Origin of the sequence: Methylomonas rivi, from assembly GCF_024505165.1 — a bacterium.
GTDB lineage: Bacteria > Pseudomonadota > Gammaproteobacteria > Methylococcales > Methylomonadaceae > Methylomonas > Methylomonas rivi.
Genome location: NZ_JANIBK010000043.1, coordinates 1 through 14,582, shown reverse-complemented (window position 1 = coordinate 14,582; position 14,582 = coordinate 1). Strand labels below are relative to the sequence as shown.

The 14,582-nt window shown below is 53.3% G+C and carries 10 protein-coding genes and 2 tRNA genes; all 12 read right to left on the bottom strand.

Annotated features, from left to right (window positions below; genetic code table 11):
• Nucleotides 1–43 precede the first annotated feature (43 nt).
• Complete coding sequence (locus NP596_RS10050) at nt 44–2,410, bottom strand: phosphoketolase family protein (protein WP_256615219.1); 2,367 nt, start codon at nt 2,408–2,410, stop codon at nt 44–46.
• Nucleotides 2,411–2,556: 146 nt separating this feature from the next.
• Nucleotides 2,557–3,693, bottom strand: a complete 1,137-nt coding sequence (gene cydB / locus NP596_RS10045) for a cytochrome d ubiquinol oxidase subunit II (RefSeq protein ID WP_256615218.1) — start codon at nt 3,691–3,693, stop codon at nt 2,557–2,559.
• Between the two features lie 3 nt (nt 3,694–3,696).
• Nucleotides 3,697–5,088: a cytochrome ubiquinol oxidase subunit I gene (locus NP596_RS10040; RefSeq protein ID WP_256615217.1), complete on the bottom strand. Its 1,392-nt coding sequence runs from the start codon at nt 5,086–5,088 to the stop codon at nt 3,697–3,699.
• Nucleotides 5,089–5,183: 95 nt separating this feature from the next.
• Nucleotides 5,184–6,458: a phosphate regulon sensor histidine kinase PhoR gene (phoR, locus tag NP596_RS10035; protein WP_256615216.1), complete on the bottom strand. Its 1,275-nt coding sequence runs from the start codon at nt 6,456–6,458 to the stop codon at nt 5,184–5,186.
• 5 nt (nt 6,459–6,463) lie between these two features.
• Nucleotides 6,464–7,156 carry a phosphate regulon transcriptional regulator PhoB gene (gene phoB, locus NP596_RS10030; RefSeq protein WP_256615215.1) on the bottom strand — a complete coding sequence of 231 codons (693 nt, stop codon included), beginning with the start codon at nt 7,154–7,156 and terminating at the stop codon, nt 6,464–6,466.
• A gap of 133 nt (nt 7,157–7,289) precedes the next feature.
• Nucleotides 7,290–7,823: a hypothetical protein gene (locus tag NP596_RS10025; protein ID WP_256615214.1), complete on the bottom strand. Its 534-nt coding sequence runs from the start codon at nt 7,821–7,823 to the stop codon at nt 7,290–7,292.
• A gap of 195 nt (nt 7,824–8,018) precedes the next feature.
• Complete coding sequence (locus tag NP596_RS10020; protein WP_256615213.1) at nt 8,019–9,884, bottom strand: SurA N-terminal domain-containing protein; 1,866 nt, start codon at nt 9,882–9,884, stop codon at nt 8,019–8,021.
• Between the two features lie 97 nt (nt 9,885–9,981).
• Nucleotides 9,982–10,058 (bottom strand) — tRNA-Asp (locus NP596_RS10015).
• A gap of 6 nt (nt 10,059–10,064) precedes the next feature.
• Nucleotides 10,065–10,140 (bottom strand) — tRNA-Val (locus NP596_RS10010).
• 13 nt (nt 10,141–10,153) lie between these two features.
• Nucleotides 10,154–10,426: a non-specific DNA-binding protein Hbs gene (gene hbs / locus NP596_RS10005; protein WP_256615212.1), complete on the bottom strand. Its 273-nt coding sequence runs from the start codon at nt 10,424–10,426 to the stop codon at nt 10,154–10,156.
• Nucleotides 10,427–10,630: 204 nt separating this feature from the next.
• Nucleotides 10,631–13,045 carry an endopeptidase La gene (gene lon / locus NP596_RS10000; protein ID WP_256615211.1) on the bottom strand — a complete coding sequence of 805 codons (2,415 nt, stop codon included), beginning with the start codon at nt 13,043–13,045 and terminating at the stop codon, nt 10,631–10,633.
• A gap of 149 nt (nt 13,046–13,194) precedes the next feature.
• Nucleotides 13,195–14,469 carry an ATP-dependent Clp protease ATP-binding subunit ClpX gene (clpX, locus tag NP596_RS09995; protein ID WP_256615210.1) on the bottom strand — a complete coding sequence of 425 codons (1,275 nt, stop codon included), beginning with the start codon at nt 14,467–14,469 and terminating at the stop codon, nt 13,195–13,197.
• Nucleotides 14,470–14,582 lie beyond the last annotated feature (113 nt).

Sequence of the window (14,582 nt, the reverse complement as noted above, 5' to 3'; positions counted from 1 at the left end):
CGCCGAAATAACGATTTACGGAACCAACCCCGCCTGCCGCCGCTTAATACGGCCACACCCAATGATCCGCCGCCGGCAAATCGGCGCCGTATTCGTAGGCATAATTGCGGCATTCGATCTGCATGTCGCGCATTTTTTCCTTCACATGCGCGCCGGCCACTTTTAGCGCCGGCACCCGGTCGATGGCGTCTATCACCAGGCTGAAACGGTCGATTTCGTTTTGAATCGCCAATTCCAGCGGCGTGTTGATGCTGCCCTTTTCCTTGTAGCCGCGCACGTGCAGGTTTTTGTGGTTGTTACGCCGGTAAGCCAGACGGTGGATCAGCCAGGGATAGCCGTGGAAATTGAACAGTATCGGCTTGTCCAGCGTGAATAAACTGTCGAAATCCTTGTCGGACAGGCCGTGCGGATGTTCCGCCGCCGGAGTCAATTTATATAAATCCACGACGTTCACGAAGCGCACTTTCAAATCCGGAAAATACTCCCGCAGCATCACCGTTGCCGCCAGGGCTTCCTTGGTGGGAATATCGCCGGCGCTGGCCATCACCAGATCCGGCTCGGCACCGTTGTCGTTGCTGGCCCACTCCCAAATGCCTATGCCCTTGGTGCAATGCTTGATCGCCGCATCCATGTCCAGAAATTGCAAATGTTTCTGCTTGTCGCAGACGATGACGTTGATGTAATTGGTACTTTGCAGGCAATGGTCGCTGACCGCCAACAGAGTATTCACATCCGGCGGCAGATAGATGCGGGTCACGGCCGGGCTTTTATTCACCACCAGATCCAGAAAACCCGGATCCTGATGGGTGAAACCGTTATGATCCTGCCGCCAAACCGTCGAGGTGATCAACAAGTTCAACGATGAAATCGGCGCCCGCCACGGCACGGCTTTGGACATGGCCAGCCATTTGGCGTGCTGATTGAACATGGAGTCGATCACATGCACAAAGGCTTCGTAAGTCGAGAAGAAACCGTGCCGGCCTGTCAGCAGATAGCCTTCCAGCCAGCCTTCCAGCGTATGTTCGGACAGCATTTCCATCACCCGGCCGTCGGCCGCCAACTCGCCGCCGTCGGCGTCTTCCGGCAGATAATCGGCCAACCAAGTTTTTTTGCTGGCTTGGTAAATATCGTCCAGTTTGTTGGACGTATTCTCATCCGGGCCGAATACCCGAAAGTTCCGCATGTTTTGCTGCATGATGTCGCGCAAAAACTTGCCCAATGGCCGGGTGTTTTCGGCGCTAGCAGTGCCGGGTTTAGCCACTTCGATGCGGTAATCCCGAAAATCCGGCATCCGCAGAGCTTTGCGCAAACGGCCGCCATTGGCGTGCAGATTGGCGCTCATCCGCCGCTGGCCCTTGGGGGCCAGGGCTTTCAGTTCCGGGCGCAAACGCCCCTCCGCATCGAACAGTTCCTCGGCCTTATAACTGCGCAGCCAAGCTTCCAGTTGGGCCAGATGGGCCGGATTTTCCCGCACACTGCTTAGCGGCACTTGATGAGAACGCCAGAAACCTTCGACTTTGTGGCCGTCGACTTCCTTAGGGCCGGTCCAGCCCTTGGGCGAACGCAATACTATCATCGGCCAGCGCGGCCGCACTGCTTTGCCGCTATCGCGCGCTTCGTCTTGTATGCGGCGTATCTCCAGCACGCAGGCTTCCATGGCCGCCGCCATTTTGGCGTGCATCTCGATGGGGTCGCTGCCTTCCACGAAAAACGGCTGCCAGCCGTAGCCTTTGAACAAATTCTCCAGTTCCTCATGGCTGATACGGGACAACAGCGTGGGGTTGTTGATCTTGTAGCCGTTCAAATGCAGAATCGGCAACACCGCGCCGTCGCGAATAGGATTGAGGAATTTATTGGAATGCCAGGAAGTGGCCAACGGCGCGGTTTCCGACTCGCCGTCGCCCACCACGACCGCCACCAGCAAATCCGGGTTGTCGTAGGCTGCGCCGAACGCGTGGCTTATACTGTAGCCCAACTCGCCGCCCTCGTGGATGGAGCCCGGGGTTTCCGGCGTGCAATGGCTGCCGATACCGCCCGGAAAGGAAAATTCCTTAAAGAAGTTCAACAGCCCTTCTTCGTCTTCGCTTTTGTTGGGATAAATCTCGCTATAGGTGCCTTCCAGGTAAACCGGCGCCAACACGCCCGGCGCGCCGTGTCCGGGGCCGGCCAGAAAAATGGCGTTCAGATCGTATTTATTGATCAGGCGGTTGAGATGGATATAGCTGAAGCTGAGGCCCGGGCTGGCGCCCCAATGCCCCAGCAGGCGCTGCTTGATATGTTCCGGCTTTAACGGCTGTTTCAGCAAGGGGTTATCCCGCAAATAAATCATCCCGGCGGCCAGATAGTTGCAGGCTCGCCAGTAGGCATTCAGGGCTTCGATTTCTTGCATGGAAAGGGGGTCGTTCGACATGGCGGGCATCCTGTTCGGTAAAACATAAACAACTAGCTAACAGCTAGGCTACAGTAAAAGGCTTATGCCGTCACTGTAGTTTATCCGTTTGTCATTTTGATGACCATCGAGCCTCTCGCTCAAATAAAACCAAGCGCCGCCCGCCATTATTCGTCAGCCGCCATCGCATTGCGCTTGGCGCAAGTTGCCGCGCTAAACGCCCAGCGGCTACAGAGCAGCATTAACGGCAATGCGAAAGCCAGGGTCCACACTAAACTTTGTAAGGTCATAGGACTGGCGCTGCTGTCCCAAATCGTCAGCGAACTGTTAAGGGAAATGTTCGACGGCAGCAGAAACGGAAACATCGAGACGCCGAATGTCAGCACGGTCATGACCACGCACAGCGAACTGGCGATCATGGCAAAATAAGCCTTATCCCACTTGGACAGCAGCAGCGCGGCAATCGCGGCCACAAAAGCCAGCACCGGAACGCTCCACAGCAAGGGTTCGTGTTCGTAATTGTCCAGCCACAAACCTTCGCCGCGTTTGACGAATTTAGCCAGGGGATTGGAGGCACCATTAGGCAAAATGTCGGAGCTGATGTGATAACCTTCCAAGTGGGTGATCCACAATCCGGCCGCCGCAAACGACAGTAAATAGGCCCCGCCCGCCCGCAGCGCAACGGCCTTGGTTTGCGGCAGCAGTTCGTCGCCGGCTTTCAGCTGCAGAAATACCGCGCCGTGCATCGCCAACAACGTCAGGCAGACTGCCGCCGCTAACAACGAAAACGGATTGAACAGTCCGGCGAAATCGCCCAAAAACAGGATACGCATATCGCTGTCCAGATGAAACGGGATGCCTTTTAACAGATTGCCGGCCAATACTCCCAACAACCCCGCCGACACCAAACCGCCGCCAGCCAATATTTTTTTGGCATGGCGTTGCCACCGGGCGTCCTCGCTGGCATCCCAAAAATACAGGGCCAACGGCCGCAACAGCAAGCTCAACAATATCGGCAGCAACAGCCCGTACAAACTCGCCATGGCTACCGCATAAGCGGTGGGCCAGGCGGCGAACAACACCGCCACCATCACGACCAGCCAGGCCAGATTGCCCATGCCGGCCGGCGCAATACTAGCGATCAAACGCCGGCTGTCCCGCTCGTCCGCCCCCAACAGGGGCAGCAACAGGGGCAGCAACAGGGCCACGCCCAGCGTCAGGCCTTCGCATAGGGCCAACGCCACCATTACCGCGCCGAGCAAAGCCCAGCCGATCAAACGTAAACTCTCTAAATCCGTCGGCATGGCTCAAACTCCCGGCTGGCTGATGTGACGGTTGAGCAGGGCCTGCCGTAGCAGATAAAACCCCGCCGCCAACAAAACGCTGTACGCCAAGGCGTAGGCCAGCGCACTGACGGCCAACTCCGTCGCCGATAAAGAAGACACGCCGATAAATGTGGGCAGGATACCGGCAACGGCCCAGGGTTGTTTGCCGGCCTCGGCAACAAACCAGCCGGCTATGCAGGCCAGCCAAGGCAAGGGCGCCAAATACACGCTCAAGCTAACCAGCCAACCCGGCAAGGCTTTCGCAACCAGGCTATAAAATACCGCCAGAACCAACCAAGCCATGCTCAACAAACCGCCCGCGACCATGAAACGATAGACCCAACACAGCAAATCCGGATAGGCCGGTAATGCCGATTGGGCGGCCAAGCCGATTTGCTTGTCATTGGCGGCCAATATCGCTTTATGAAAAGGCGTCAACAACAGGGCATAACCCAGATTGGCTTTATGCCGCTCGAATTCCGCCAACAATTGCGGGTCTTTATTATCGTCGCGCAATTCCTGCAACAGCGCATAGGCCTTGAGGCCGCTACGGATACGCGTTTCGATGTCGGGCAGCAGGCTAGCCTCGGGCTGCGCATGTATCGCCGCCAGCTTGGCTTGCTGCACGGGGTGGTCCAAATTGGGCGTGGTATCGCCCAAGCCGGCGGTAATACCCATCATCGCCACCCCCACTATGGCCGCCCAGTTAAAACTCCGCAGCGCCATTGGGTCCCGCGGCTGCTTGCGCAACCAATAAGCGCTGATACCCATTACGGTGGCCATGGCGGTTGCATGAGCGGCGGCCACTGTGTGCAGATATTTAGCCAGCGCGGCGGGATTGGCGGCAAACAGGCTGAAATCCGTCAACTCCATCCGGTAAGACTGGTAATTAAAACTCGCCGCCACGGGGTTTTGCATCCAACCGTTGGCCAGCAAAACCCAGAATGCGGACACATTGACGGCCAATGCCAGCAGCCAGGTCAGCAGCAGATGCTGTTTTGGGCCCATTTTGCCCCAGCCCAGCCAATACGGGCCGCACAATATGGCAGCCAGAAAAAAGCCGCTCGCGGCTTCGATGGCCAAGGGCAGTGCAAAAATATCGCCGACATAATGCGCAAAATACGAGCCGTTCATGCCGAATTGGAATACCACGACGATTCTGGTAGCCAGCGCCAGCACGAAATTGATCGTGAAGATTCCGCCCCAGAACCGCGCCATGCTTTTGTAGACCGGCTGCCCTGTGGCCACATAAGCCGATTCCAGCAAAGCCAGGAATAAAGCCAGCCCCAACGTCAACGGAATGAATAAAAAATGCAGCATCGCAGTTATCGCAAACTGCCAACGCGATAATTCGACAACGGTTTCCGAAATCATGCCTGCCTCTTGGTCGCTATTACAAGTGGCGGCAATTATAGAGACATCGGTTTGCTTATCGGCGATTTTTTACGGCCGGCGTTTACGAAGGCGATTTAGCAGGCGCGCTGAGCGGGAAACAGACAACGGAAGCGGCTGCCTTTACCTTGCTGGCTTTCCACTTCCAGCTTGGCGTCATGCCTGACCAGCACGTGCTTGACGATGGCCAGGCCCAGCCCGGTTCCTGCTACCTTATGATTGCGTTTGACCTCCGCGCGATAAAAACGCTCGGTGATGCGGGGAATGTCCGCCGGGGCAATGCCTTCGCCGAAATCTTCGACTTCCAGATAAAGCGCTCCGTCGGGCCTTCGATGCCAGCCGACTTTGACCGGCGAGGTGGCCGGCGAATATTTCAAGGCGTTAACCAATAAATTAGTGAACGCACTTTGCAACTCCTGGCTGTCCCCCTGCAGATTACTGTCGGTGGCAACGGTCAATTCTATCCGCCGCTCGTCTTTTTCCAGCAAATCGCTTTCCTGGCAGATTTGTTCCAATAAGCCGCGCATGGGCACGCATTCGAATTTCCTGGCCTTGGTTTCCAGCTTGGCCAGCATCAACAGGTCGTCGATCAAATGCTGCATGCGTTCGGTTTGGGCGGCCATGCTTTCGAACGACCGCTCCAATCCGTTGGGCACGTCGTCCATTTCCAATAAGGTTTCGAGGTAGCCCCTTAAAACCGTCAGCGGCGTACGCAATTCATGCGACACATTGGCCACAAAATCCGTCCGCATCCTCTCCATGTTCTTGATTTGCGTGACATCCTGCGCCAACAGCAAACGCAATCCGGCCCCATAGGGCACGATGCTTATTTGCAGGATAATGCTGTCGTTAACCGGCGACGCGATGCAGATTTTTTGCTGGTAGTCCTGGGCCTTCAGAAATTGTACGAACTGGGGTGCCCGGATCAGATTCGGGATGCGCTGGCCCTTGTCAGATCGTTTCAATCCCAACACTTCCCGGGCCGCCTTGTTAGTCCATTCGATCTCGGCGTATTCGCCCAACACCACCGCGGCATCGGGCAGCGCATTGGTCGAGGTGCGGAATTGGTCTATCATCCGGCTGAGTTTTTTCTTGCGCTTTTTCTCGGTTTTTTTGATTTTCCACAGGTGGTAGTAAATATCGGCCCAAATGCCTTTACGGTCCCGGTAATCTCTGAAAGCGCCCCTGCTCAACCAGCTTTCCAACTCATTGATGGCCAATGTTTGCTTTATCAATAGCAGCACGCTGATGCACAATAGGATCTGGCTCAGATGCCCGATGAAATAACTTAGCGCTAACGCCGGCAATACGAGGGCAATAACAATCTTGATTTCTCTTTGCCAACGGTCCATCGTTATCATCCCGCCATGGAAAAGCGGTAGCCGAAACCGCGCACGGTTTGAATCAAATCTTCCCGCTCGAATTCGGCCAGCAATTTACGCAGCCGGCGGATATGCACATCCACGGTGCGTTCTTCGATATACACGCTACGCCCCCAAACCTGGTCCAGCAAATGGGTCCGGCTATACACCTTGTCCGGGTGGGTCATAAAAAACTGCATTAATCTGAATTCGGTGGGGCTAACGTCCAAAGTTTTACCGTTGATGGTGAGCCTATGCTGCTCCGCGTCCAGGATCAGGTCGCCGACGCTCAACTGCCCGGTTTCGCTCAACTTGCCGCTACGCCGCATCACGGCTTTAATCCGGGCAATCAACTCCTTGGGAGAAAACGGTTTAGTGACATAATCGTCGGCGCCGATTTCCAGTCCGCGAATTTTATCCTCTTCTTCGCCCCGGGCAGTGAGTAATATGATGGGCATATCCTTAAAGCCCGGCTCCCGTTTCAAGCGCCTGGCCAATTCAACCCCGCTAATGCCGGGCAGCATCCAGTCCAACACCAATAAATCGACCCGATTTTCCGCTAGCGATTGCAAGGCCTCCTCGGCGCTGGCGGCCGCCGTCACATTCAGATCGGCTTGCTCCAATACCATCACCAACATTTCCCTAATGGCGTCTTCATCTTCCACAACCAGGATATTTAAATTCGACATAATCATTTTACGTTTTAGCCTAATTAACCCGGGAATTTAACAATGCCATATTACCCTTTTATGACAAACATCCGTCCCGCCGCAAAATGATCGTTGCAGCCCCTGACAAAAATTAGTCAACTGCGGAAACTGGCTACGGCGTTCCGATCAAATCAATAATCGCGTCCACTACCATGCCGGTTCCAATTGAAATCATCAAAATATCCGAGGCGACGCGGACATAGCGATAGCCCGCTGGCGGATAGCCTATTTGGCTAATTACCCTGTCAGGCAAATCATAAAATATCAAGCCACGCGGTAAAGGCCGCCCCATCACCCAGCGCCTTGCCTGCCCCGGCGGCAAACAACCATTGCGTTTCTTGGCCAAACCGGGCGGACAATGGCCGGCGCGAAATTCATTGGCATAATATTCATGAATAGCAGCGCGCTGATGCTCTTGAAAGCCGCCTTGCCGCCGATATTGCTCAGGGAAGTCTTGTTGGCGGGAATAACGCTCCTCTCGCTCGCGCCCATGATCCTCGTGCTTTTCATGTTGCTTTGGCTGATACTTATGCGCGCCGCCACCCGCGTGAGCGGGTTTTTCGGCCATAGCCGGCCTAACAACCGCCATCGATAAAGCGAACAGACCTATTAGAAAACCGCGAAAGGGCATATTGAATTTTTTCATAGCACGCCTAAGACTCCCATTAAAACAAAAGCCTAACATTAATCGAGGAGATTTCCGCGAAATTTATAGCCTTCCGCTTAAGCGTAGGCTACCTGCGAATGAGCCGAAAATCGCCCGGTCTCTATCGTTCGATAGTGAACCGGGCCTATTGACGCTCACCAAAAGCCGTTGCGGCTTTAATACGGATCGCGTTGATTATTCGGCGGCACGCATGCGAATATCGGCATTGGCTTGCAATTGATTCAATACCGCTTCGAATTGTGCCCGGCCAAACGCAATCGCCATGTTTTTCACAATCGGCGCCTGCTTGGCTTTGTCGGCTGCCGTCATTTCGCCCTCGACGACTTGGTTGACACTCGCTACGATCTTGCCGCCCTTCGGCTCATCGATGATAACGATACTGGGCCGATTGGCTTGCGGCTTGGCGGCGCGAAAAATAGCCTGATTGACCGCCGGCTCGACATCGGTGCTTGTACGTGCCAAACCGGCCAGTTTTTTTACAGGCAATTGCGCATTCCGCGCCACTTCGGCAATCGCCTTGCCGGCCAATAATTCGTCTTTGAGCTTATTCGCCGCCTCGATCGTTTGCTGTTGCATGCGCTCCTTCTGCAACGCGGCAATCACCTCGGCCTTGACATCCTTCAGTTCCTTGCTTGCCGCCGGCACATGCGTTTTCATCCGCAGTACCACCACTTTATCGCTGCCCACTTCAACCGGTTCGCTATTGACGCCTTTCAAGACATCTTCGGAAAAAGCGGCCAGACGGACTTTTTCTTCCGCCGCTACACCCTCGCCGGCGTCACGGGTAAACAACGGCGTTTCCTTAATGCCAACTCCCAGCAAAGCGGCGGCGGCATCCAGGCTATCCGGATTTTCGTAGCTGACTTCGCCGAGTTTTTCGCCCAACTCGCCCAATTTACCTTCTGCTTGGGCCTTTTTATAGGTTTTGGTCAGTTCAGGCTTAACCGCTTCGTAGGTTTTAACCTCGCCCGGCACCAATTCGGTCACTTTAATCAGGTGATAGCCGAATGCCGATTTTACCGGCTCGGATACCTCGCCCAACTGTAACCGGCTGGCGGCATCTTCGAAAGCCTTTTCCATCACGCCCACATTGAACAATCCTAAATCGCCGCCGTTTTTAGCGGAAAGCTTGTCGTCGGAGATTTCCTTGGCCAAAACGGCAAAGTCTTTATTGCTTAACTCCTGCTTGGCTTTTAAGGCCTTTTGCAAAGCCTGTTCCTCGCCGGCGGCATCTTTACCGAAGGCAAACAGGATATGGCTGATTTTGCGCCTTTCCGGGTTGCTGAATTGGGCTTTTTGCTCTTCGTAATAGGCTTTTAACTGTTCTTCCGTCACCTCGACGTCATCGGCTAGCGCATCCAAAGCCAATTCCACATACTGAATGGAGACCTGTTCCGCGGTTTGATAGGCCTCTTGATGCTGCTGGTAATACGCTGTAACGTCGTCTTCGGATGGCATCTGGCTTGAAACCGATAACGGAACCGGAATATATTCCACGTCCCGTTTTTGATTTTGAATCTTGTAAAACGCCGCCACCTCGGCTGGCGTTACAAAGCCGCTATCCACGATAGCGCGCTGCACCTGCTCCATCATCAAGGCTTTTTTGATCCGGCCGACAAACTCGTCGGAAGACATGCCTTGCGAGCCCAATAAAGTTTGATATTGGGTTTTATCGAATTTGCCGTCTTTTTGAAAATACTCCAGCGATTGAATGAAATCCCTGGCGGCTTCATCCGTCACAACCAGCTTTTGCTCCTGCGCATACTGCAACAAGACCTCATCCCGAATCAGTTTTTGTAAAGCCTGTTTTTTCAGCGTATCTTCGTCGAATTTCATCCCGGCCAGATTTTGAGCAAACTGCTGATAGGCCTGATTCAGATCGCGTTGAAAAAACTCTTTGTCGCCCACGGTAACTTCGGGCGTCTCCTTACCGCCGCCCAAATAATTCTGGATTCCCCACAAGCCAAAAAGCACGCAAATCAGCACTAAAATGATCGAGGCAAATACGCCTTGCACCTTTTCTCTAATCTCTAATAGCATAAGCTCTGTCCTTAAACAGCATTTAGCCCGATATTTCAGGCCTTAAAATTAACACGCAAAAAAAAACCTCGAACCATTCGGCCCGAGGTTTCTGTTTTGGCGGAGCGGACGGGGCTCGAACCCGCGACCCCCGGCGTGACAGGCCGGTATTCTAACCAACTGAACTACCGCTCCTAAGTCTGGTGGGTGCTGAGGGGTTCGAACCCCCGACCCTCGCCTTGTAAGGGCGATGCTCTCCCAGCTGAGCTAAGCACCCGACTAAAGAAGCGCTAGTTTACAGCATCTTTTAAAGATTTACCAGCTTTAAATGACGGAATTTTAGCTGCCTTAATAGTAATTTCTTCGCCGGTTTGCGGATTGCGGCCTTTGCGCTCTGCTCTTTCTTTTACTTCGAATGTTCCAAAACCTACCAAGGCTACTGACTCGCCTTTTTTTAGCGCTTCTTCAACAGACTTGATAAAACCATCTAAAGCGCGGCCGGCATCGGCCTTGGTCAATTGAGATGCTGCTGCAATAGCATCAATCAGATCCGATTTATTCATTTATTTCCCCTTAGGATTTGGTTTTATTAATTATTACTCATACAAACAGTTTTATTCGGCACCAACAGGCTCACCCCTCCCATGTAATAGCCGCCTTCCCGCGAGAAGGTGGGACTTTATATCAATGGGCGGCGAGCCCTGTCAAGCACTGAAATAGCCGCATCCCACGGATTTCACGGTTTGGAGCCCAAAGGGCAACCCGTTCTAGTGCGCCACTACCGCTTGCGACTTGACTTCGCTTTTACCGTTTGCGGCATCGGCCCTTTCTCCCGCCTCAATGACAATCGGTACCGGCATTCTCTGAAGCGCAATCTCCAGCACCTCATCGATCCAACGCACGCATTTGATGGTCAAATTGCTTTTGACGTTGTCGGGAATCTCGGTCAGATCTTTTTCATTTTCGAAAGGAATCACCACCGTTCGGATTCCGCCGCGATGCGCCGCCAATAGCTTTTCCTTAAGGCCGCCGATAGGCAGCACTTCGCCGCGCAAGGTAATCTCCCCTGTCATCGCCACATCGGCCCTGACGGGAATTTTGGTCAATGCGGAAATAATCGCCGTACACATGCCGATACCCGCGCTCGGCCCGTCTTTGGGCGTGGCGCCTTCCGGCACATGGATATGAATATCGCTTTTTTGGAAAACTTCGTTATCGATTCCCAAAACATGCGAGCGGCTTCTGACCACCGTCACCGCCGCGTCGATGGATTCCTTCATCACATCGCCCAGCTTGCCGGTCGCCTGTTGCTTGCCTTTGCCCGGCATCACCGCGGTTTCTATGGTCAGCAGTTCGCCGCCCACTTCGGTCCAGGCCAGACCGGTCACTTGGCCGACCTGATCGCTGTCTTCGGCCATGCCGTAGCTGAAGCGCCTGACGCCCAAATATTTATCCAAATTTTCCTTGCCGACACAGATTTTGTCCTTATCCTTCCGCAACAACAAATCCTTAACCACTTTCCGGCAGATCTTGGATATTTCCCGCTCCAGACTGCGCACACCGGCTTCGCGCGTGTAGTAGCGGATAATATCCTTGACCGCGGCCTCCGAAATTTCGATTTCCGATTCCGCCAAGCCGTTATTTTTCACCTGTTTGGGAATCAAAAAGCGCAAGGCGATGTTGATTTTTTCGTCCTCGGTATAGCCGGCCAGACGAATCACTTCCATCCTGTCCATCAGCGGAGCCGGGATATTCATGGTATTCGCCGTCGCCACAAACATCACGTCGGACAAATCGAAATCCACTTCCAGATAATGATCGGAAAAGGTGTGGTTTTGCTCGGGATCCAGCACCTCCAACAACGCGGAAGCCGGATCGCCTCGAAAATCCGCCGCCATCTTGTCGATTTCGTCCAACAGAAACATCGGATTACGGGTTTTTATTTTCGACAGATTCTGCAGAATCTTGCCCGGCATCGAGCCGATATAGGTCCGCCGGTGGCCGCGAATTTCCGCCTCGTCCCTGACGCCGCCCAGAGCCATCCGCACGTACTTGCGATTGGTCGCGCGCGCTATCGATTGACCCAACGAAGTTTTGCCCACGCCCGGAGGCCCGACCAAGCACAAAATCGGCCCTTTCAACTGTTTTACCCGTTGCTGTACGGCCAAGTATTCCAGAATCCGTTCCTTCACTTTTTCCAAGCCGTAATGTTCGGATTCCAATACCTGCTCGGCCACTTTCAAGTCGTGGCGGACTTTGGTTTTCTTTTTCCAAGGCACGCTGACCATCCAGTCGATGTAATTGCGTACCACGGTCGCTTCGGCCGACATGGGCGACATCATTTTCAGCTTGTTCAGCTCCGCCATGGCCTTGGTTTTGGCTTCCGCCGACATGCCGGCCGCTTCTATTTTCTTTTCCAGCTCTTCGACTTCATTGCTGGCTTCGTCCATTTCGCCCAGCTCTTTTTGAATAGCCTTCATTTGCTCGTTCAAATAATATTCGCGCTGGTTTTTTTCCATCTGTTTTTTGACCCGGCCGCGGATTTTCTTTTCCATTTCCAGAATATCCACTTCGCCTTCCATCAGCGTCATCAAGCTTTCCAGGCGTTTGGCCACATCCACCATTTCCAGCATATTTTGCTTTTCTTCCACTTTCAGCGCCATGTGCGCGGCCATGGTATCGGCCAAGCGGCTCGGATCGTCTATGCCGGCCAAGGAATTCAATACTTCGGGCGGAATCTTGTTATTCAACTTCACATACTGATCGAACGAACTGATGGCGGTGCGCTGCAAAACATCCAGCTCCTGCTCATCAATGTTCAATTCATCTTCCAGCTCCAGCACGCCCGCCGCGCAGTAACCCTCAAACTCCTGATATTGAATCACCGAACAACGCTGGGTGCCTTCGACCAAGACTTTGACGGTACCGTCCGGCAATTTAAGCAGCTGCAGGATATTGGCCAAGGTCCCCACTTTGTACAAGTCATCGAACTCGGGCTCATCGACATCCGCCTGCTTTTGGGCAATCAACAGCACTTGCTTGTCCTGTTTTATGGCTGCATCTAGCGCGTCGATGGACATCCCCCGCCCCACAAACAGCGGGATTACCATATGCGGATAGACCACCACGTCTCGTAGCGGGAGCACGGGTATCAGTTCGTCTTTATTTTTTACGTGAGTCATATCAGTTGTATCCTGTGGCCGGAAAGCAAATTTACCTTCATCCTATATGAGGACGCGCGGATAGAAAACAAGTATCTTTGCAAAAAGCAAAAAAAAAGGGGCTGTGCAATCAAGCCCCTTTTTTTACCGGCACACAAGCAATTACGGAATTACGAATCCGCCGCCGCTCTTTTTAACTCGGACTCGTAAACCAGCAATGGCTCGGACTGTCCGTTAATGACACTTTCATCGATCACCACCTTACGGATATTCTCACTGGAAGGCAGCTCATACATGGTATCCAGCAATACGTTTTCCACTATGGTACGCAGTCCGCGGGCACCGGTTTTTCTTTCCATGGATTTGCGCGCAATAGCCGCCAGCGAGTCTTCCCTAAACTCCAATTCAGCACCCTCCATTTCGAACAAATGCTTATATTGCTTGATCAGAGCGTTTTTAGGCTGTGTCAGAATTTGTATCAACGCCGCCTCATCCAGTTCGTCCAAAGTGGCCACTACCGGCAAACGCCCAACGAATTCGGGAATCAAGCCGTATTTGATCAAATCCTCTGCCCGCACATCGGCGAAAATTTCACCGACGTTTTGATTGTCGTCCTTGGCCTTCACTTCGGCCGAAAAACCGATGCCGCCCTTTTCGGTACGGCTCCTGATCACCCGGTCCAATCCGGCAAACGCGCCGCCGACGATAAATAAAATATTTGCGGTGTTAACCTGCAAAAACTCCTGCTGCGGATGCTTACGCCCCCCTTGCGGCGGCACGGAAGCGACGGTGCCTTCTATCAATTTCAATAACGCCTGCTGCACGCCCTCCCCCGACACGTCGCGGGTAATGGACGGATTGTCCGATTTACGCGATATTTTGTCGATTTCATCGATATAAACGATGCCGGATTCCGCCTTTTCGACATCGTAATCGCATTTTTGCAGGATTTTCTGAATGATATTTTCCACATCCTCGCCCACATAACCCGCTTCGGTCAGCGTGGTGGCGTCGGCAATGGTAAAAGGCACATCCAGTAAACGCGCCAAGGTTTCGGCCAACAGCGTCTTACCCGAACCGGTCGGGCCTATCAGCAGGATATTGCTTTTGGCCAACTCGACATCGCTTTTTTTGCTATTGCTGCGCAGGCGCTTGTAATGATTGTAAACGGCCACCGCCAGAATCTTTTTGGCGTTTTCCTGGCCAATCACATAGCTGTCCAACTCCAGCTTGATTTCTTTCGGCTTGGGCAGTGCGCCATTGCCGACCGTTTTCTCATCCTCCAGCAATTCGTCACGAATAATGTCATTACAAAGCTCGACACACTCGTCACAGACATAGACTGACGGACCGGCAATCAGCTTTCTCACTTCGTTTTGGCTTTTGCCGCAAAAAGAACAGTACAGAAGTTTATCTTCGTCCTTGCCTTTTTTGTCTTTACTCATGGACAAACCCCGAGGTAATTCATTGCTTCAGTGACTGAAGAATATTTCAAATTAATCAACTTTTCCAATAAATTCGCCGCAAAGCGGCGAATTCGGATTAGCCGTTACGACTG